This window comes from Robinsoniella sp. (genome assembly GCF_034124845.1).
This window is the reverse complement of the sequence record NZ_JAWYAJ010000282.1, coordinates 1-19,338: the sequence shown is the minus strand read 5'-3', so window position 1 is coordinate 19,338 and position 19,338 is coordinate 1. Positions and strand designations below refer to the sequence as shown.

At 43.7% G+C, this 19,338-nt stretch carries 17 protein-coding genes and 1 pseudogene; 4 read left to right on the top strand and 14 right to left on the bottom strand.

The window, feature by feature from the left end; translation table 11 throughout:
• A partial coding sequence (locus ACH2DQ_RS14015) for a TatD family hydrolase (protein WP_395027146.1) occupies positions 1–222 on the bottom strand: 222 nt, incomplete at its 3' end.
• A 193-nt stretch (positions 223–415) separates the two neighbouring features.
• Here ACH2DQ_RS14015 and ACH2DQ_RS14010 point away from each other — a divergent pair.
• The 3 genes from ACH2DQ_RS14010 (at position 416) to ACH2DQ_RS14000 (ending at position 5,862) form a co-directional block, all read left to right on the top strand.
• Positions 416–3,034: a cation-translocating P-type ATPase gene (locus tag ACH2DQ_RS14010; RefSeq protein ID WP_394914829.1), complete on the top strand. Its 2,619-nt coding sequence runs from the start codon at positions 416–418 to the stop codon at positions 3,032–3,034.
• Positions 3,035–3,440: 406 nt separating this feature from the next.
• The gene (locus ACH2DQ_RS14005; RefSeq protein ID WP_394914830.1) at positions 3,441–4,169 is read left to right on the top strand and encodes an ABC transporter ATP-binding protein; all 729 of its coding nucleotides are present in this window, start codon (positions 3,441–3,443) and stop codon (positions 4,167–4,169) included.
• A complete protein-coding gene (locus tag ACH2DQ_RS14000; protein ID WP_394914831.1) occupies positions 4,162–5,862 on the top strand; it encodes a hypothetical protein in 1,701 nt (566 codons plus the stop codon). The genes ACH2DQ_RS14005 and ACH2DQ_RS14000 overlap by 8 nt, the downstream gene beginning before the upstream one ends.
• A 78-nt stretch (positions 5,863–5,940) precedes the next feature.
• On the opposite strand, the gene ACH2DQ_RS13995 is transcribed toward ACH2DQ_RS14000, so the two are convergent.
• Both ACH2DQ_RS13995 and ACH2DQ_RS13990 read right to left on the bottom strand, forming a co-directional pair.
• A complete protein-coding gene (locus ACH2DQ_RS13995) occupies positions 5,941–6,801 on the bottom strand; it encodes a nucleotidyl transferase AbiEii/AbiGii toxin family protein (RefSeq protein WP_394914832.1) in 861 nt (286 codons plus the stop codon).
• Positions 6,798–7,394: a hypothetical protein gene (locus tag ACH2DQ_RS13990; RefSeq protein ID WP_394914833.1), complete on the bottom strand. Its 597-nt coding sequence runs from the start codon at positions 7,392–7,394 to the stop codon at positions 6,798–6,800. Before ACH2DQ_RS13990 ends, ACH2DQ_RS13995 begins: the two co-directional genes overlap by 4 nt.
• Positions 7,395–7,622: 228 nt before the next feature.
• On the opposite strand from ACH2DQ_RS13990, the gene ACH2DQ_RS13985 reads away from it, so the two are divergent.
• A complete protein-coding gene (locus tag ACH2DQ_RS13985; RefSeq protein ID WP_394914834.1) occupies positions 7,623–7,964 on the top strand; it encodes a helix-turn-helix domain-containing protein in 342 nt (113 codons plus the stop codon).
• Positions 7,965–8,037: 73 nt separating this feature from the next.
• On the opposite strand, the gene ACH2DQ_RS13980 is transcribed toward ACH2DQ_RS13985, so the two are convergent.
• The 11 genes and pseudogenes from ACH2DQ_RS13980 to ACH2DQ_RS13930 all read right to left on the bottom strand — a co-directional run bounded on the left by ACH2DQ_RS13980 (position 8,038) and on the right by ACH2DQ_RS13930 (position 19,274).
• A complete protein-coding gene (locus tag ACH2DQ_RS13980; RefSeq protein ID WP_394914835.1) occupies positions 8,038–9,012 on the bottom strand; it encodes a Gfo/Idh/MocA family protein in 975 nt (324 codons plus the stop codon).
• Positions 9,013–9,111: 99 nt separating this feature from the next.
• On the bottom strand, positions 9,112–9,798 hold the full coding sequence (locus ACH2DQ_RS13975; protein ID WP_394914836.1) for an L-ribulose-5-phosphate 4-epimerase: 687 nt from the start codon (positions 9,796–9,798) through the stop codon (positions 9,112–9,114).
• Between the two features lies 1 nt (position 9,799).
• Positions 9,800–10,645, bottom strand: coding sequence for an L-ribulose-5-phosphate 3-epimerase (locus tag ACH2DQ_RS13970; RefSeq protein ID WP_394914837.1), 846 nt, complete (start codon positions 10,643–10,645; stop codon positions 9,800–9,802).
• Between the two features lie 149 nt (positions 10,646–10,794).
• Positions 10,795–12,309 carry an FGGY-family carbohydrate kinase gene (locus ACH2DQ_RS13965; RefSeq protein ID WP_394914838.1) on the bottom strand — a complete coding sequence of 505 codons (1,515 nt, stop codon included), beginning with the start codon at positions 12,307–12,309 and terminating at the stop codon, positions 10,795–10,797.
• Between the two features lie 15 nt (positions 12,310–12,324).
• Positions 12,325–12,381: pseudogene (locus tag ACH2DQ_RS13960) on the bottom strand (DUF6783 domain-containing protein); the annotation flags it as partial.
• 3 nt (positions 12,382–12,384) lie between these two features.
• Complete coding sequence (locus ACH2DQ_RS13955) at positions 12,385–13,599, bottom strand: hypothetical protein (protein ID WP_394914839.1); 1,215 nt, start codon at positions 13,597–13,599, stop codon at positions 12,385–12,387.
• 102 nt (positions 13,600–13,701) lie between these two features.
• Positions 13,702–14,733, bottom strand: coding sequence for an aldose 1-epimerase family protein (locus ACH2DQ_RS13950; RefSeq protein WP_394914840.1), 1,032 nt, complete (start codon positions 14,731–14,733; stop codon positions 13,702–13,704).
• A 22-nt stretch (positions 14,734–14,755) separates the two neighbouring features.
• Positions 14,756–15,184 carry an RbsD/FucU family protein gene (locus tag ACH2DQ_RS13945; protein WP_394914841.1) on the bottom strand — a complete coding sequence of 143 codons (429 nt, stop codon included), beginning with the start codon at positions 15,182–15,184 and terminating at the stop codon, positions 14,756–14,758.
• A 109-nt stretch (positions 15,185–15,293) separates the two neighbouring features.
• Positions 15,294–16,397 carry a substrate-binding domain-containing protein gene (locus tag ACH2DQ_RS13940; protein ID WP_394914842.1) on the bottom strand — a complete coding sequence of 368 codons (1,104 nt, stop codon included), beginning with the start codon at positions 16,395–16,397 and terminating at the stop codon, positions 15,294–15,296.
• A 135-nt stretch (positions 16,398–16,532) separates the two neighbouring features.
• Positions 16,533–17,477 carry an ABC transporter permease gene (locus ACH2DQ_RS13935; protein ID WP_394914843.1) on the bottom strand — a complete coding sequence of 315 codons (945 nt, stop codon included), beginning with the start codon at positions 17,475–17,477 and terminating at the stop codon, positions 16,533–16,535.
• A gap of 285 nt (positions 17,478–17,762) precedes the next feature.
• Positions 17,763–19,274: a sugar ABC transporter ATP-binding protein gene (locus ACH2DQ_RS13930; RefSeq protein ID WP_394914844.1), complete on the bottom strand. Its 1,512-nt coding sequence runs from the start codon at positions 19,272–19,274 to the stop codon at positions 17,763–17,765.
• Positions 19,275–19,338: the final 64 nt, after the last annotated feature.

The following is a 19,338-nucleotide window of genomic DNA, read 5'->3' as shown; positions in this document are numbered from 1 at the left end:
CCTTTCTTCATTCAGATCACCGGTTTCATCCGGATGTATACCTACTGCACCATATATAAAGGGATAGCTTTTCGTAAGCTTAACGGTATCCTCCACTCCCTGAATGCTTGCTCCAACATTTACAATATAACCAATTCCGTTCTCCTGCATACTTAAAAGCAGGCTCTCCCTATCCTCATCAAATGCCTCATCATCATAATGGGCATGGCTGTCAAAAATCATAATTTACCTCCACGCATATTACATTCTGTTATTTTAGCAGTATCTGGGGTTTGTTGCAAGCAAAAGAGGTATATTTGTCCCCACAGACTACATATCTATAATGATAAAGGGAAAAGTGTGGCATGGGTCATATGTCGTTATTCCGCATATCCGTTATCCGCATCATTGGAAATTATCTTAAGGAGGCGCATTCATGCAAACGTATTACAATCTTTCGAAAGAAGAAGTCAGACAACAGATAAACGGCTCTGACCCGTTTCTGACTACCCAAAAAGCAAAGGCAAATCAGGAAAAGTACGGCAAGAATCTGTTAATTGAAGGCAAAAAGAAAAATCTGCTTCAGATTTTCCTGGAACAGTTTATGGATTTCCTGGTGGTGATCCTGATTGTCTCTGCCGTGATCTCGGGAGTTATGGGGGATATTGAAAGCACGGTAGTCATTTTAGTCGTAATTACGGTCAATGCTATTCTGGGAACCGCCCAGACGATTAAGGCGGAACATTCCCTGGCAAGCCTGAAAACCCTGTCAGCTCCCCTTGCGAAGGTAAAAAGAGACGGAAACATTGTAGAAATTCCTTCCAAAGAGGTTACCATTGGTGACCTGGTTTATTTAGAGGCAGGAGACAGCATTCCTGCTGACGGGCGCATTATGGAAAATGCCAGTTTGAAAATTAATGAAAGTGCCCTTACCGGCGAAAGTGTCAGCGTAGAAAAGACGGACCATCCTCTGAATGGGGACCTTGCCATCGGTGATCAGACAAATATGGTATTTTCAGGAAGCTTTGTTACATACGGCAGAGGAAGCTTTCTCGTTACGTCTATCGGGATGGATACCCAAGTGGGCAAGATTGCAAGCCTGTTAAAGTCAACCTCCGAGAAAAAGACTCCCCTTCAGGTGAACCTGGATAATTTTGGTCAGAAGCTGTCTGCTCTGATTATGGCAATCTGTACCCTGGTCTTCTGCCTGGATATCTGGCATGGTGCCGATATCGGAGATTCTTTTCTCTTTGCCATCGCCCTGGCGGTTGCCGCAATACCGGAAGCCCTCAGTTCCATCGTAACAATTGTCCTGTCCTACGGTACCCAGAAGATGGCTGCGGAAAATGCAATCATCCGAAAGCTCCAGGCTGTGGAAGGGCTTGGCAGCGTATCCGTCATCTGTTCAGACAAAACAGGAACGCTTACACAAAATAAAATGACTGTAGAAAATTACTACACAAACGGCAGGGATATTCCCATTTCCGGTCTGGATCTGAATAATGCTGCGCAGAATAAACTAATAACCTACAGCGTTTTGTGTAACGATGCATCCGGCACTGATGGCAAAGAAATCGGAGATCCTACGGAAACGGCGCTGATCCATGCAGGCGAATCTTTTTCATTCCCTACTGCTTCCATTCGAAAACGCAGCCCCAGAATCAGCGAGCTTCCTTTTGACAGTAACCGCAAGCTGATGTCCACCCTCCACTCCATTGACCGTCATATTGTTATGATTACAAAAGGTGCAGTGGATGTACTGGCTAAACGGCTCTCCTATATCGAAAAAGACGGACAGATCCGCAGTATCACCGTGCGGGATACCGCAAAGCTAAAACAGATGAACGAATATTACTCCCAAAACGGTCTGCGGGTACTGGCATTTGCCTATAAGACAGTAGAGCGCCCCCTGCCCCTTAAAATGGCAGACGAAAATAATTTAACGTTTCTGGGACTTGTAGCGATGATGGATCCACCCCGAAAGGAATCCGCTGATGCGGTTGCCAGATGTATCGAAGCGGGCATTACACCTGTTATGATTACCGGGGACCACAAGATTACTGCTTCCGCCATAGCAAAGAGAATCGGTATCTTAACCGACATGTCCCAGGCATGTGAAGGCTCTGATATTGAAAATCTCACGGATGAGGAGCTGGAAAAGTATGTGGAAAACGTCAGGGTTTATGCCAGGGTTTCTCCGGAACATAAAATCCGTATTGTGCAGGCATGGCAGAACAAAGACCATATCGTTGCCATGACCGGAGACGGTGTGAATGATGCTCCCGCTCTGAAACAGGCGGACATCGGCGTGGCAATGGGCATCACCGGAAGCGAGGTTGCCAAGGATGCAGCTTCTATGGTTCTGACGGATGATAATTTTGCCACAATTGTAAAAGCCATTGAGAATGGCAGAAATGTCTATGCCCACATCAAGAACTCCATTAAGTTCCTGTTATCCGGCAACTTTGGAGCCATTCTGGCTGTACTGTATGCATCCCTATGCAGTCTGCCGGTTCCCTTTGCACCGGTACACCTGCTTTTCATCAATCTTCTGACTGACAGCCTCCCGGCAATTGCACTGGGTCTGGAGCCCCACAGTACAGAGGTAATGAAGCAGCGCCCCCGCCCAAGGAATGAATCCATTTTAACAAGGGGATTTCTGCTGGGAATCGGAGTGGAAGGGCTGTCCATCGGTGTGACTACTATGATTGCCTTTATTCTGGGGTATCATGCTTCCGGGGCAGCGGTGGGCAGTACCATGGCATTTGCTACCCTCTGCCTTGCCCGCCTGGTTCATGGATTTAACTGCAAATCGGAACGGCCAGTGCTTTTAACAAAAAAATTCTTTAATAATATATACTTAATTGCTGCATTTGTCATTGGCGTTGCCCTGATTAATGCCGTACTTTTTATACCGGAGCTTCACAGTGTATTTAAAGTCGCTGATCTGGAGTTATCTCAGATCCTGACGGTGTATGATCTGGCTCTGATTAATCTTCCCGTGGTACAGCTCATGAAATATGCCCGTACCCACATGAGGCGGCAGTGCAGGTAAATGGTACTGTTTACACTTTCGGACACTCACAGCAATGGCACTGTAACGGCAGCTGTGCGTTCGGGATTGTTATGATGTGCCTGTTTGTTGGATGGATGTGCCTATTTGTTGGATGGTTCGCCTGTTTGTGGCGAGTGTGCCTGTTTGCATGATGAATGTGCCAAATTCAGGAATTCTACTTGTTTAATTCACTTTAAAGGAGTAAAATATAGAAAACTCTGTTTATTTGCGCATTCAAATAACATGGCAGAGAAAGTGTGAAAGAAAATCGCCTTCACACTGCTAATTTGGGAATACCACAAGCTGGCTTGGGGTATTCAGGGTGTCAATGTGAAACAAAAATCATGTCACACTTTCGATCGGTACAGTACCGCAGAAAAATCTGCAGCATGCAGGAGGTATAACTATGATTAACCTAACAAATGTTTCCAAGACTTACGGAAACAGTGGGAAGAAAGCTGTCGATTCCTTGAACTGGGATATTGAAGACGGCAAAATCACCGGCTTTATCGGGCCTAACGGCGCAGGCAAGACAACAACATTGAAAATGATCACCGGTATAACCAGACCTGACGAGGGCAGTATTACCCTGAACGGACTGGATATTTCCAAAGATCCCACAGAAGCTAAAAAACAGTTTGGCTTCGTTTCCGATTCTCCTGATAACTTTCTCAGGCTGAAAGGAATTGAGTATCTGAACTTTATGGCTGATATCTACGAGGTGCCGTCTCAGACGAGGTCCTCCCTCATAGATACTTTTGCCAAACGTTTTGATATGGAAGAAGCGCTGGGCAGCCGCATTATGGGATACTCCCATGGTATGCGGCAGAAGATTATGGTAATGGGTGCCCTGATCCACAATCCTTCCATTTGGATTCTGGATGAACCCTTAACCGGACTTGACCCGAATTCCGCATTTGTATTGAAGGAAATGATGCGGGAACATGCATCTACGGGAAAATCAGTCCTCTTTTCCACACATGTATTAGAAGTAGCTGAAAAATTATGTGATCAGGTGGCAATCATTAACAAGGGCAAGCTGTTATTCCTGGGAACGCTTGACCAGTTAAAAACCATCCATCCCCAAGAAGATTCACTGGAAAATATTTTCCTGGAGATTACGAAGAATGCATAAATTTTTTATACTCACGAAGATCCTGATCAAAAGCGGCCTGGGAATGACTCCTGTCACCAAAAATGGCGGCAGTCAAAATAAGAAACGGTCTGCTGGAGGTAATCGACAACTGTTGCTTGTATTCGTACTTGTGGTTTGTTTACTTCCTCTGGCCGGTACTTTATTCGCTTTTGGACGGACTTTTTACCAGACTTTTGCACAGTTAAATATGCCGGAAACTCCGGTTCAGCTGCTTTGCTATGCAGCTTCGTTTACCGTACTTGTATTTGCCCTGCCCTATGTGGTATCGGTGTTCTTCCTGTCTTCTGACCTGGAGACGCTGCTGCCCCTTCCTCTAAAGCCCTGGCAAATTATTGGTGCAAAATTTACAGCTGTACTAATTTATGAATACCTGATTATTGCCCTTTTTATCCTGCCTCCATTTCTGGGGTATGGCATTGAGGCACAGGGTGGCGTGCTGTTCTGGGTGTTTATGATCCTGATTGTACTGGTACTTCCTGTAATTCCACTGATTTACGCATCACTGATCGCAATACTGATGATGCGGATTTTTAAGAATATCAAGAATAAAGAGATGATCAGCACTGTCTGTTCCTTTTTGATGATCATTATTATCTGCGGTGCCAGCATGATGGTAAACCGTACACCGGATGCAGCTGAAATGGCAAATCTGGTACTTGCCAACAAGAACCTTCTTAGTAAGTTGAATATTATATTTCCGAATCTGACATTTGCCGGTAATGCATTGGTTCATTCCAGCATCCTGTCCATGCTGCTGTTTCTTTTACTTGCGGCGTTATTCCTGATCCTCTTCTTATTTATTGCGGACAGAATTTACCTGGGCGGAGTTATGGGAATGCAGGAAGTGACCTCTAAGCGCCATAAAATGTCCCAGACCGAAAAAGAGTCCTACAGCCGCAGCAAAGGACCAATTAAAGCCTATGCCTTAAAAGAGTTCAAACTGCTTTTTCGCACACCGGTATATTTTATGAACTGCCTGATGACACCAATTATTTTCCCGCTTTTGATCGGGATTCCCATCATCATTTCACTGACCGGCTCGAAAGTGGATCTCACACCACTGCTTACCCAGATCCAGACTACTGCTGGAAGTACCGTTACCGCACTTTTACTTCTGCTTTCTTTCGTGCTTCCAATCTTTATCGGTGGCTCCTGCATGGTAACCAGCACCTGTATCTCTAGGGAAGGACAGGGATACATTTTCATGAAGTATATCCCCATGTCATACCGGGATCAACTTCGCGGTAAGATTCTGAACGGATTTTTGGTCTGCCTGGCAGCTACAATGCCTTACACCCTCATCTGTACAGTACTGGGCATGATTTTCCTGAATGCAAATTTCCTTGTGATTATTTTCTGCCCCGTGATCACCGTACTTACACTGCTTTTGATAAACTATGCCGCACTGTGGGCTGATCTTACAAACCCGAAACTCATCTGGGAAAGTGAACAGGCAGCCGTGAAGCAGAACTTTACTGCAACGATTCTGTTGTTTGCTGTATGGATTGTCGGTTTCGCAATTGCAGGAGGTGCGTTTGCCCTTTATAGTTTCCTTGGACTTCCTTCTATTTTAATTGCTCTGTTCTTCTGCATTGTTATGGGGATTTTGTTATTTGTGATTCGAAATGAGGTCTATTCTTATGGAGCAAGGAGAATTGATGAATTAGATTAAATAGATTAATGAATTTTATTTAGTAGATTTATTATATTAATTAGATGTGTTGATAGCTGGGATGCGGGGACCATGGGGTTATGCTGTGTGGTTCCTGCATTTTATTAATTGTAGTTCATTAAATAACTTAACTATGGTTGCAATAACATCTGCCCAGTTCAACTCCGAAGCATATGTATACTTTACCTGAAACTTTATCCATAATCTCTGCATTTCCGCATCATTCATGATATTATCCAGAATTTTATTATAATTTCTTACCGCCTCAAGACTGTTACGCTTCAGAGATGTTCGTCTGATAGCGGTTCGTAACATATTCATATCTAATTCCTGATACTTTAACATGTAAAGTATGGAAACATCATAAAAATCCCTCATCCGCGTATTCAAAATATTTCTTGTTAGAATGGTTTCCATTTTTTCTGCTAAAACAGTTTCTAAATTATATGCCCAAATCTCAATGTCTCTGTCATCCAGTATTAACTTATAGGTGTATTTCACTTCATGCGGAGTAATCATATCTCCTGTAGAAATATCAACTTTCATTGGAATAACAGTCTCATTCACCATACCCTGCAGACTTATGCGAAAACACCTGTAATCAAATTCTTCCCGAATTTCACTGATACTTTTGATAATCATTATAACACCGTCACCGATATTCATACTTGCCAGCTCAGCAAAGATTACTTTAATATTATTAAGAGATAATTGTATATTCTTAACGGATGTGTCCAGATCCATGGTAGATCTGGCATTTATACCAATCATGGCTGCCACCAGCATGCCGCCTTTCAGAATAAAATTATTCTTATATTTTGAAAGGGATATGCGTTCCAATAATCGCTCCATCATGTAATTACGTTGTAAAATCTGAGCATTGATGCCAGTTTTCTTTGACATCCCATTTAGAAGATCTTTTATCTGCCTCGAAGTCATACCAAAAATCCCTCCAATTCCGTCCGTACTTTCTTATATAAGCTCATTTTATTTGCATATTCCATTAATTGGAGAATGTCTTTCTCCTTGCTTGCGGCATATGTCTTCAATGCGCTGTAGTACATATCTTTGTCCATTTTCCCCTTAGCTTTGACAATATCGCAAATAGTACGTTCCCGGTCATAAACTGAGATCTCTCTTCCATATATTGTCCTACCGCTAATAATACCTATTCCGAACATTTCCGGCATAACAGTAACTACCGAAATTCCTGAACTCCTAAGTCTTCCAGTTCCATAACCTCTGGGCACTGTTACCGTATACATCATCGGATCTCTATCTGTTAAGTCATGCATATACAATGCAGTCTCATTTGAAAATACAATATTTTTAGATCTCATTTGAATACAATACATTTCATCCAAATAAACTTCTGAAGAGATATAAATTCCAAAACCCGCTTTCTCCAATAATCCCTTTTCCAATAATTTAGGTAACACCTGTCTTGGTATTCCTGATGCCTCTATTTCTTTTGTTGTCAAAACATCATTCTTTTCTTTAAATAGTTTTTTTACCTTTTCATAATAATTCATAGCATACCACCTTTTACTCTCGTGCTACAGTTATAACATATTGTTGCACTAATGTAAAAATTTTAATTTGATATATTGATAAAAATATATTATTCTATAATTTCTTGTTTTCAAAATTTTATTTTATATACTAATTAGTATATAAAATTATACTATACTTTACTATTGTTTTCAATATTTATTTATTATAAAATGTAAATATAAAAAAATATTTTGAAGGAGATTATTTTGAACGATTTAGATTTTTCTAAAATTGGACTAAAAATGAAACATTTAAGAATAGAACAAGGCGTCACACAGGAAAAAATTGCCGGAGATTTAGGATGTACAGTTTCTTTTGTCAGTAATGTAGAAAATAACCGCACGAAACTAAACCTGCGCACTTTACTCTATTATGCTGCTCTATGTAATGTATCTGTGGATTCTCTGCTGGATGCCGGAAAGACTTCTCCGTCTCAATTAAATGAGGATCAGCAGACAGACAAAGAACTATTACATATTTTTCATACCTTCTCTCCTGATGAGCGCAAAAAAATGATTAAAATTTTAAAAATATGGAAATCACAATAAAAGAACATTTTGATTTTTAGTAAATTATTCTTTTGCTAAAAAGGGACTGCCATTGACAGTCCCTCCCATTTCCTTATAAATTCTCCCCTGGAATCTCATACCCCCAGGACCTCCGCATATCATCCATAATCTCCAGCACCCGGATGGTTTCTTCATGGGGCATCTCACTGCACTGGGTATTACCTGCTTTTATCGCCCTGCGGCACGCTTCTACTTCATATTCATATCCTGTAATCTGCACAGGCGGCGTGTATGCAGCCACTTCTTTGTAATTCTCGTCGAAGACTTTGATTTTTTCGATGTTATTTACATTTGTGATCTCTATATAGCCTTTGTCACCGAAGATATTTGCCCTGCGGTTCAGCGCACCAAGCATACTGCTATGCATTACAGCCATTTCCCCGTTCTCAAATACCATGGTGATGCTGTCCGTATAATCAACCCCTTTTTCGGACATGACTGCACTGGAGGAAACTTTGCTGATTTTATTTCCAAACACCATCATTGCGAAGTTTACCATATAGACTCCCACATCCAGTAACGCCCCGCCAGCCAGGGACGGTTCCACCATCCTGGTGACATTTCCCAGGAAATAGCCCAGATTGCCTGTCAGGGAAGTAACTGTTCCAATCACTCCGCTGTCTATGATATCATTTACCATTTTCCGGGAGGGCATATATCTTGTCCAGATTGCCTCTGTCAGAAGAAGCCCTTTCTCTTCCGCCATTTGCAGGACTTCTCTTGCCTGTCTGGCGTTAACGGTAAAGGATTTTTCACAAAGGACATGTTTGTGATGCTCCAGGCACATTTTGATATGGGCATAATGATGGGAATGGGGTGTTGCTATATATACCAGATCTACCTCTTCGTCGGAAAGCATTTCCTCATAGGAACCATAGGCTTTGGTAAATCCATATTGAGCCCTAAAATCCTGTGCACGTTTTTCGTCCCGGGCTGCCACTGCATAAGCTTCTACTGTTTTCATTTTTGTAATGGTAGCTGCCATTTTATGGGCAATCTGCCCGGCTCCCAGAATTGCCATTTTCATTCTTGGCTCCTTGCATATGGCTCTATCGTCGGTACTTCCTGAATCAGCAGCCTGAAAATGTTGTTCTATTTTTTTCTCCATTTTATTCCCTTTCACTTTTTATTGTCCATAGTATGCATTTGGTCCATGTTTACGCATGAAATGTTTATCCCGGATTACCTGTGGTGCTTCCTGGACGCCTGGTCTGAGCATTTCGGTACGGCACGCCATTTTGGCTACCTCTTCTAATACTACTGCATTGTGAACTGCTTCCTTTGCATCCTTTCCCCAGGTAAAGGGTCCATGATTTGCGCAGAGCACTCCCGGGACGTAAGAAGGATTCTTCTCCGTAAAGGTTTCAATAATGACTTTTCCGGTATTTGTCTCATAGCCCGTTTCAATTTCTTCTGGGGTAAGATTTCTTGCACAGGGAATCTCTCCGTAAAAATAGTCTGCATGGGTAGTCCCGTAACAGGGTATGCTTCTGCCCGCCTGTGCCCAGGATGCCGCCCATGGGGAATGGGTATGTACCACCCCGCCTATTTCCGGAAAAGCTTTATATAATTCCAGATGGGTGGGTGTATCGGATGATGGTTTCAATTTCCCTTCCACCTTATTTCCATTCAGATCCATTACCACCATATCCTCCGGATGAAGATTCTCATAGTCCACACCGGAGGGCTTTATTACAAACAGGCTCTTTTCCCGGTCTATTCCGCTTACATTTCCCCAGGTATAGGTGATTAACCCTCTGGCAGGCAGCTCCATATTAGCCTCATATACCAGTTGTTTTAATTCTTCTAACATATTACTCCTCCATGGAATCTAATATTTTACCCATTCTGGTGCGGGCATCCTTCAGATCATCTCTCCAGTTTACGCTTCCCGTGTACCAGAATTCTGTTACAAATTTACGCACTCCCATTTCCCAGGCGGAAGCAATCATCTCTTCAAAGTTTACATGCCCCGTTCCAAAAGGAATTTCACGGAATTTCCCAGGCACCGTCTCTTTTAGGTGGACAGAAGCAATATGTCCGGCTCCTGCTCTTAAATCTTTCTGTACATCGGTATCGTAGCTGACCGATGCATTTTTGATATTTCCGCTGTCGGGATATACCGCCAGATAGGTAGAATTTATATTTTTCACATAATTCATTGCCTTTTCCACGGTATTCATAAACTCTGTTTCCATTGTTTCAAATCCTAATGTAATGCCCAGGCTTGCCGCCATCATAACGGCTTTTTTCAGGTTCTTTTCAAAACGCTCTGCCGTTTCCGGGGTAGATTGTTCATAGTATACATCATAGCCCGCCAATTGAATAATCCGGATTCCCAGATCATCAGCCAGACATATTGCCTTTTCCATGATGTCCATTCCACGGCGCGCAATTGCGGGGTCACTGCTGCCAAGGGGATATCTGCGGTGTCCGCTCAGGCACATGGTTCTGACGGGGATTCCGGTGGCGTACATGGTGTCGATCAGCTCCAGCCGCTCCTGTTTTGACCAGTCGAGCCTGGCAAGCTTTTCTGCTGTTTCATCAATGCTGATTTCCAGGAAATCAAAACCGGCGGATTTAGCAGCCTGCAGCTTCTCTTCCCAGGTTAGCTCAGACGGCATTGCTTTTTCGTATAATCCAAGGGTATATGCTTTCATTTTTATTCCCATTGCATATTGCAGACGTAATATGAATATGCAATATTGCCACATAAAACAGGTTGAAAAAACTCATCGTGGCTTCCTTTCTATTATAATTTTCTTTCGACCTGGTGCTGCTGTAAATGGTAGGGATTGTCAGCAGTCCCTTAATTTTTAAAATACTTCCACGCTCCGCTAAGCCCCTTTATGACTGCACGATATGCTTCGTACTTCTCTTCATATATTTTGCTGTATTCTAAGCGGGGCATTACTGTTTTGGTGATGGTTACCGTGCGGCGGATGGCGTCCTGATAATCGGTGTAGATTCCGGCTGCTATTCCCGCTGCCATTGCGGCTCCCTGTGCCCCCAGTTCTTTGTCTTCGATTACATCAACCGGAATCTGAAGTGCATCTGCGAAGATCTGCACCCATACGTCTGAGTTTGCCGCGCCGCCGGACAGTCTGATGCTTGCCGGTACGGAACGGTTCTGCAGTAATTTTTTCACATGGGTGAGATGGGAAAATACAATGCCTTCATATACAGCCCTTAGCATGTGCTTCTTATTGTGGTATCCGGTTAGTCCCACAAAGGTTCCCTTTGCCAGTGCGTCTTCATTGGAACCGTTTAAAAAGGGCAGGAAGATCACGTTAGATTCTTCCGGCTTGATCTCATCCACCCATTTGTTTGTGATATCATAAATGGACTGCCCCTCTTTTTTTGCTTCCTCTTTTTCAAAATTCAGAAGATTTCTTATAAACCATTCCATGTTCCCTGCAGATGTGGGACTGCTTTCTTCGATCAGATAATATCCCGGTATGCAGAACATCGAGTTTAATGCTACGGTTTGATTGGTTACCGGAGCTTTTCCAATGAATTCATTGATGCTCCAGGTTCCTGCGATCATGCACATCTGCTCTTCGTCTGACAGCCCGGAAGCAATCCCGCAGGCATCCACATCAAACATGCCTGCAGCAACGGGAATTCCCTGCGGCAGCGAGGTCTTTGTACTTGCCCCTGCCGTTACACAGCCGCAGAGATCAGCAGATCCACGAAGAGGGGGCAGCTTTTCATATATTTCTTCTAAGCCAAAGAGCTTCAGGTGTTCTCTGTCATATTTACCGGTACTTAAGTTCACCAGATTGGCTCCTGTAAAGTCTGATCGTTCTGCAAATGCTTCCCCGGTCAGGCGATATCGGATATAGTCTTTTACTGCGAATATAAACTTCGTATTTGCAATCACCTCAGGATGATGATCCTTTAGCCACGCCAGAATACTCACCGGCTGGCATGCCAGTATTTCCTGGTAAGATTTTTCGAATACCTTTTCCCTTGTGCCGTCGCGATTCCATCTTTCCACATACTCCCAGGCTCTGGCATCTGTGGACAGGATTCCATGATAGGATGGTCTGTCATCGTATCCCACCATATACAGCCCCTTTCCATGCCCCGAAAATGATATGCCGGCTATATCGTTGGGATTTATCCCGCTTTTTGCTATCGCTGCCCGGATAGCCGCTGCGTTCACTTCCCAAAGATCCTCCATATCCCTTTCCGTATACCCGGGCTTTGGTGTAATCGTCACAGTGGGGACGCTTGCTACGGAAATCTGTCTCCCCTCCTGGTCAAAGATCGCTGCTTTTGAAAATGTTCCCCCATTGTCAATCCCCATCAAATATTTCATCCAATGCCACTCCTTTCAAATTCTAGAGCGTGTTTGAAAATTCATTCCTGCCATCTGCACGCCCCACTCCGCTCTCTACTTAGCTGCAGGTACTTCTTTTGGCACATCCGGATGATTTGGTCCGAAATGTTTTAGTAAAACCAATGGCTCCACCTTACTTTCATTGGTAATCACAACACCCTCTTTTGCAGTTCCTTCCGACACAAAGAATTCATCTGAACTTTGCTGTCCGAAGCGGAGCAATGTCACTGCCTCTGCATCATACACACCCATTTTTCCATGTCCCTGGATGAAGATGCATCCATAAGCAGCCCCATCTTGGATGGTTACTGTCTGCCCCGGATAAATGGTTAATTCTTTTGCTGCTACATAATCATTTGCGTAAGTTACCCATTTTTCCACATACTGTTCTGTCTCCCTTGCTGTAACAGGCGGTCTGAAATAGGTCTGTTTGTAATGGGGGTCCGTGTTCTTTTCCCAGTCAAGAAGGCTGAATATATAATCTATGTCATCCTTTTTATCCTCGGGGCATTCCTCTACCAGCATGTCTCTGGAGTATATTTCCCCGGAAACTACATTTTCTTCTACGGAGTTTACATCGGAGTTCCACTGTGGCTCATAGGTGAGATAAGATGCGGGAGCATGAATAACCCCAGCCGGAGTATACCAGCCTGTCCCAAGCTGTACCCGGTAAGCCCTGGACAATTCCGTAATTCTGGTATCATCGTTATTATAATTACGCAGTCTTCTCTTCACCTCTTCCGGGTCTGTATCCGGATCGAAACCGAAATAGGTAGCATTGCATTCCCCCTGGTAGTTGTTCAGCTGTTTGGGAAAATAGTAGCATTCCGGTTTGCCAAGCTTCCCTACTCTTGCTGCATCCTCAAATGTAAGATGTACATGATGGAAAAGGGGATTTTCAAAATCAAAGAATTTAGAATACATGGGCCAGCCGCCATATTTCTCCATAAGTTCTTTTCCCACAATTTTTTCACCCATTGTATCAATGGCTTCTTTTAATGTGAATTTCTCATCTGTTTCATAGGATACGGCTACATAGCTCATTCCTTCATCCGGAGCTGCCAGAGGACCGTTGTTTGCCGGTATGGTAGAAGAAAACCATCTCTCTTTGATAGACCCTCTCTCAATTCCCAGTGCGTAATAGTCATCCGGATGTAACTTCAACCGGTGTCCTGCCTTTCCAAATCTTCTTGGTACAAAGGTGGGATTTAAACGGAAGATCCCGCCTCCTTCTTCAAATACTTTTTCTATTAATGTCTGGTCTGCCATATTTTTCTGTTCCTTTCCTGTTTTCTATGTTCTCAATTTTGTTTCCTATTGTTCTTTATTGTTTTCATTTTCTTTTCTATTGTTTTCTATTTCATCATTCAGCTATATTTTAATATTTTCAAAAGCTTCCCGCCCTTCCAGTATCCGGAAAGTAATCCGGTACTCTGCGGATTCTCCGGGTTCCAGATATTTCATGGAACCGTTTTTGATTGCATCCTCTATACCGTCAATCGTTGCATTTGCCGGCTCCAGCCCCATGACGTACTCACCTGCGCCCATCATTTTCCACTGTACAAAATGATCCAGTGCCGCCAGGTCTATTTCCATCTCTATACCAAGGTTTAGCTCGGGATTATAAACTGCCGCATGTCCATGGTTGTTCCCGTCCGGAATCAGCTTGTGGTAATAACACATTTCCTCATAATCGGGGTCTGCCTGCTGGGTTTTGTACCACTCCTTTAATCCTATTTTTGCATGTTCTGTCCTGGGTGTAACTTTTGCGGAAGGGATATACACCTCGCTTGCGGGGCTTAAGATGGGGTATCCGATGTTGCAGTGATATAGAATCATATGCCTTGCTTTTTTATATCCCTCATTTGTTACTCTGTCCGTAATGGTGAATTCTTTTTCCCGGTAGCCGCACCGTATATTTCTCTTTAATGTCAGCTTATCCTGGAATATCTCTGCATCCTGCATACTTCCCTGGATCTCTATGTACGGGCTGCCGTCTGTTTCCACCAATTCATACCGAAATTCCTTTGCGGGAATGTGGGATACATTTCCATGCAGTCCATAGGCTTTTCCCTCATATTCACAGGGTGCGCCGGCAATTTTCAAACCGCAGGTGGTTAAAAATCCAGCCGTAAAGCTTTTTAGGAATCCCAGTTTTTGGTCATCAAAATATTCCGGTGCCGCAACTCCGCAGGGCGAGATATATCCAAAGTTCTCTCCGTTAAAACTCAGAAATGGAATGTCCATGCCTCTGTCTGCATTTACGTCAAACTGCATTCCCGACCGGTTTGCCACTTCCAGCATGGTAACGCCCCTCGCTTTTCCCTCCTGCAATTTCACCTTCTTTATCTGAAACAGCTGGTCTCTATTTCCAACATATTTTTTTTCATCGTTATAGTTCATTACATCACCTCTCAGAGCGTGTTCAGCACACACCTTTTTGCAGCACAATATTCGCGTAACGCGCCGTTGTCCCGGTCTGTACAATCAGATATGCCTTCTCAGACTCTTCATAAAAAGGAAGGCGGTCTATCAATTTAAATTCCTCAAATGCACGGTCTGTATCATGTTTTCTTAATATAGAGTCGTAGACATCCCATATTTCAGGTACCGGCTCTGTGGGCAGGTTCTCCATAAGCCTTACCGGATGCTCTATAAAGTTATCCAGCGGGAAAAATGGCAGGATGGCTTCCAGAAGTTCCGGGACTTCCACCCCTTCTAATCGGATCAGGCGTTTTGCATGTGCCGCTGCAGGATAATTGGCATCGGCGATAATCAGGACATCACTATGTCCCATTTCCATCATTACTTTCATCAGTTCCGGTGAAATAATCTTAGGTATATTCTTAAGCATACTGCTCCCTCATTTCTAATGTTGCCCCCGCCATCAGACTGTGTTGTAATATTGTAATCCAACATTACTATCTGACACGAATCCCATTGACGGAGGCTGTCATAATTTCTTATTTGATAAATTCGTCTACATTATCTTTGGTTACTAACTGGAACGGAATACGGATATCATATTCCACCTTTTCTCCCTTAGCCAGTGCCAGAGCGGTGTCCACAGCTGTTGATCCCTGTCCTTCCGCATCCTGGAATACGGTACATGCCATTTCCCCATTTTTAACTGCCGTCAGAGCATCCGAAATCGCATCAACGCCGGTGATCATTATATCTGTTCTGCCTGCTGCTTTACATGCTGATAATGCGCCCAGAGCCATGTCGTCATTTTCGCAGATGATTCCTTTTAATTCGTCGCCATAGGTAGTAATCCAGTCTTCCGCCAGTGCCAGAGCTTCTTCCCGCTTCCAGTTTGCAGTCTGTTCTGCCAGCAGTTCATACTTATCAAATAAACCTGCTTCTTCATAACCTGCCCAGCGGCCTACCTGGCCCGCCTGTCCCATTGGACCCTGGATGACACAGATTTTGGAGCCTTCCGGGAGATTTTCTAATACATAGTTTGCTTCGATCAGACCGGATTCTTTATCCTCACATCCTACAAAGGACTGGTAATCCTTATTTACCGTATCGCAGTTGCAGTTTACAATGGGAATCTTTGCTTCATTTGCTTTTGTAATACAGGGGCTGCTGCCATCCATATCCTGGGCATTTAAAATAATGGCGTCTACCTGCTGTGTGATCAGGTTTTCTGTGATTTCGATCTGCTTGTTCACGTCTCCTTCCGCATCATTCATAAGCAATTTTACACCCAGTTCTTTTCCTCTTGCCTCAATGGCATCTGCAATTCTCTTAACAAACGTATCGGAATTGTCTTTCATAATAACGCCGATGGTATAGTCTCCATTGTCAGAGGAAGCTGCTGCTGCCTGTGTAGCTTTTTCCACTGCTTCTGTGCCTGCATCCTCTGCTTTTGTATCTTCTGCCTTTGTATCTGCTGACGTTTCTGCTTTTGTGTCTGCCGATGTTTCCCCTTTCGTCTCTGCCTTTGCTGCCTCGGTTGTCTTGGCTGCTTCTGTTGTCTTGCCGCCTCCCTGTCCACAGCCTGCGAGAACAGATGCCACCATTGCCACTGCGAGTAAACCACTGATCATTTTCTTCTTCATACCTTTATATCCTCCTTATATTTTAATAAATAGGTATCTCGTAATGCATTGCATAAATTCCTACGCTCTAGCACACGCTATCTGCGTCAGGCACTAGAGCACAGTTATTTACGCAACGCAGTACTTGTAATTGTGTCATTCTCTGCTCTTTGTCTTCATATCCATCAGTACAGCCAGTAAAATAATGAATCCTTTTACGATCTGCTGCCAGAAAGAATTGACATTAACCAGGTTCAATGAGTTACTGATTAATCCGATAATGATAAAGCCGAATATGGTGCCCCGCAGTCCGCCGATACCACCGCTCATACTGGTGCCGCCGATTGCCGTCGCCGCAATAGCATCCAGTTCAAATCCTTCTGCCGCCGTTGGCTGTCCGGAACTGATGCGGGCTGATAAAATCAGACCAACGATACCGCAGCAGACTCCCGATAATATGTAAACCATCATTTCTACTTTACGCGTCTTCACACCGGAGAGTTTTGCAGCGTTCTTGTTGCCGCCGATTGCAAATACATATCTTCCGAAGGTGGTACATTTTAATACAACCAGACCAATAATGCACACGATGACCAGTATGATAATCGGTGTGGGGACACCCAGCACATTTCCCTGTCCGATTGCAAGGAAGGATTCATTCGTAATGGTATATGGCTTTCCGTTGGAGTACACCATGGCGAATCCACGTCCGATTGTGGTACTTGCCAGGGTTGCAATAAATGGCTGAAAACCAATATAAGCAACCAGGTATCCGTTCAATACACCAAATGCTACTGCTGCCAGGACACCCACCACACATGCCAGAAATACATTTCCATCGTTCATCAGCAGAGAACCGCTGATTACACTGGTAACTGCCACCAGCGATCCTACCGATAAGTCAATTCCTCCCGTCAGGATAATGAAGGTCATTCCCACTGCCAGGATGCCGTTGATGGAAACCTGACGGAGAATATTTAAAATATTTCCGCTGGATAAAAATACAGGTTTTACAATAGTCATCAGTACTACGATAAATATGATTACAAATACCAGACCAAATTCCCGCAGTACCTTTCCCCAATTCTTTTTATTATTCATTCTTATACCCATTGCAGCTTACAGGCTAGTATAACTTAAAGTAAATAGCTGAATGGTTCGGTGAGGATGATTTTTGAGAGTGCATGTGTAAAAACGGAGGCGTAGCGGGCTACGCTGAGTATTTTACACATGTGCTATCGGAAAATCAGACCAGCGAACATTTGGTTATTTGCTGTGAGTTATACTATCCTGAAATGCTGCTTTCTCCTTTCAATCTTGTCTCCGCCCGGAGCATGTTGGAAATTACTGCCGCAAAATGATGCGTACAGCTGTCGGAAATCATTTTTAAACAGTCCCCAGTGCTAATTTTAAAATTGTCTGCTGGGATTTCGTTTCCTCCCCCTGAAGTTCTCCTGTAATCTTGCCTCTGGACATTACAATCACTCGGTTGCTCATGCCAATCAGCTCCGGCATTTCAGAAGAGATCATGATAATTGCCATACCCTGCTTAGCAAGGTCTACCATCATTCGGTAAATCGCTGCTTTCGCTCCCACATCAATTCCTCTGGTGGGTTCGTCCATAATTAAAACTTTCGGGTCCGCCAGAAGGCATTTCGCCAGAACTACCTTCTGCTGGTTACCGCCTGACAGGCTGCTCACCAGATCATGTATGCCATTCATTTTCGTTGTCATCTTCCGCGCCATTTCATCACAGATTTTTCTTTCTTTTGCTTTATTGATAAAGCTTGCACGGCTGTATTTATCTGCATTCTGGAGTGTGATATTCTCCTTAATATCCCGGCAGAGCACCAGTCCCAGATCTTTTCTGTCTTCAGATGCCATAATGATATGGTAGCGGTTGGCATCCTTGGGGTGGGTGATGGTAATGGGCTTTCCCTCCATAATAATCTCACCGCTGTCCAGCCTGTCATATCCTACCAGGGCGCGCATTACTTCGCTTCGTCCTGCACCGACCAGACCTGCAATCCCCAGGATCTCCCCCGCATACACCTTCATGTTCACGTCCTGGAATACACCTTTTCTGGTAAAGTTCTGAAGTTCCAGAACCACTTCACCTTTTGGAGTATCGTTGACGGGATATCCGCCTTCCAGCTCCCGCCCCACCATCATGTTAATCAGCTCTTCCGGCGATGCTTCCGATACTCTGACACAGCCGATAAAACTTCCGTCCCTAAGAACCGATACCCGGTCAGCCAGCTGAAATACTTCATCCATTCTGTGGGAAATGTAAACGATGCCTACATTTTTGGCTTTGAGATTGTCGATAATCCGAAACAGGATCTCCGTTTCCGTCTCCGATAAGGAGGAGGTGGGTTCATCCATAATGATAACTTTGGAATCATAAGAAACCGCTTTTATGATTTCCATCATCTGAACCTGTGCAATGTTCAGATGCTTCATTTTCATATTTGGTTTTATCAGCTCTTCTAAACCGTATTCCTCTAAGATTTTTTCTGTTTTCTTATTCAATTCTTTTACATCAACAAAGGGAAGTCCTTTGATTTTTTTATTCTCTCTGCCCAAAAAGACATTTTCGGCAACTGTCATCTCCGGTATGGGGCTTAGTTCCTGGTGGATCATAGATATTCCCATATCCAGTGCATCCCTGGCATCCTTAAAGTCAACCCGCTTACCCTGGAAAAGGATCTCTCCGCTGTCCCTGGTATAAATCCCCATGATAATCTTCATAAGTGTTGACTTCCCGGCTCCGTTTTCCCCCATCAGCGCATGGAGTTCACCGGGTTCGATACACAGTTCTACATTATTTAATACATTTACGCCTGCAAAGGATTTGCTGATTCCTTTTGCTTCCAGGATATATTTTTCACTCTGCAAAACACATCCTCCTTTCTTACTTTTCAGACAGGTTTTGGTATAATTTCAGATCCGGATTATCAGA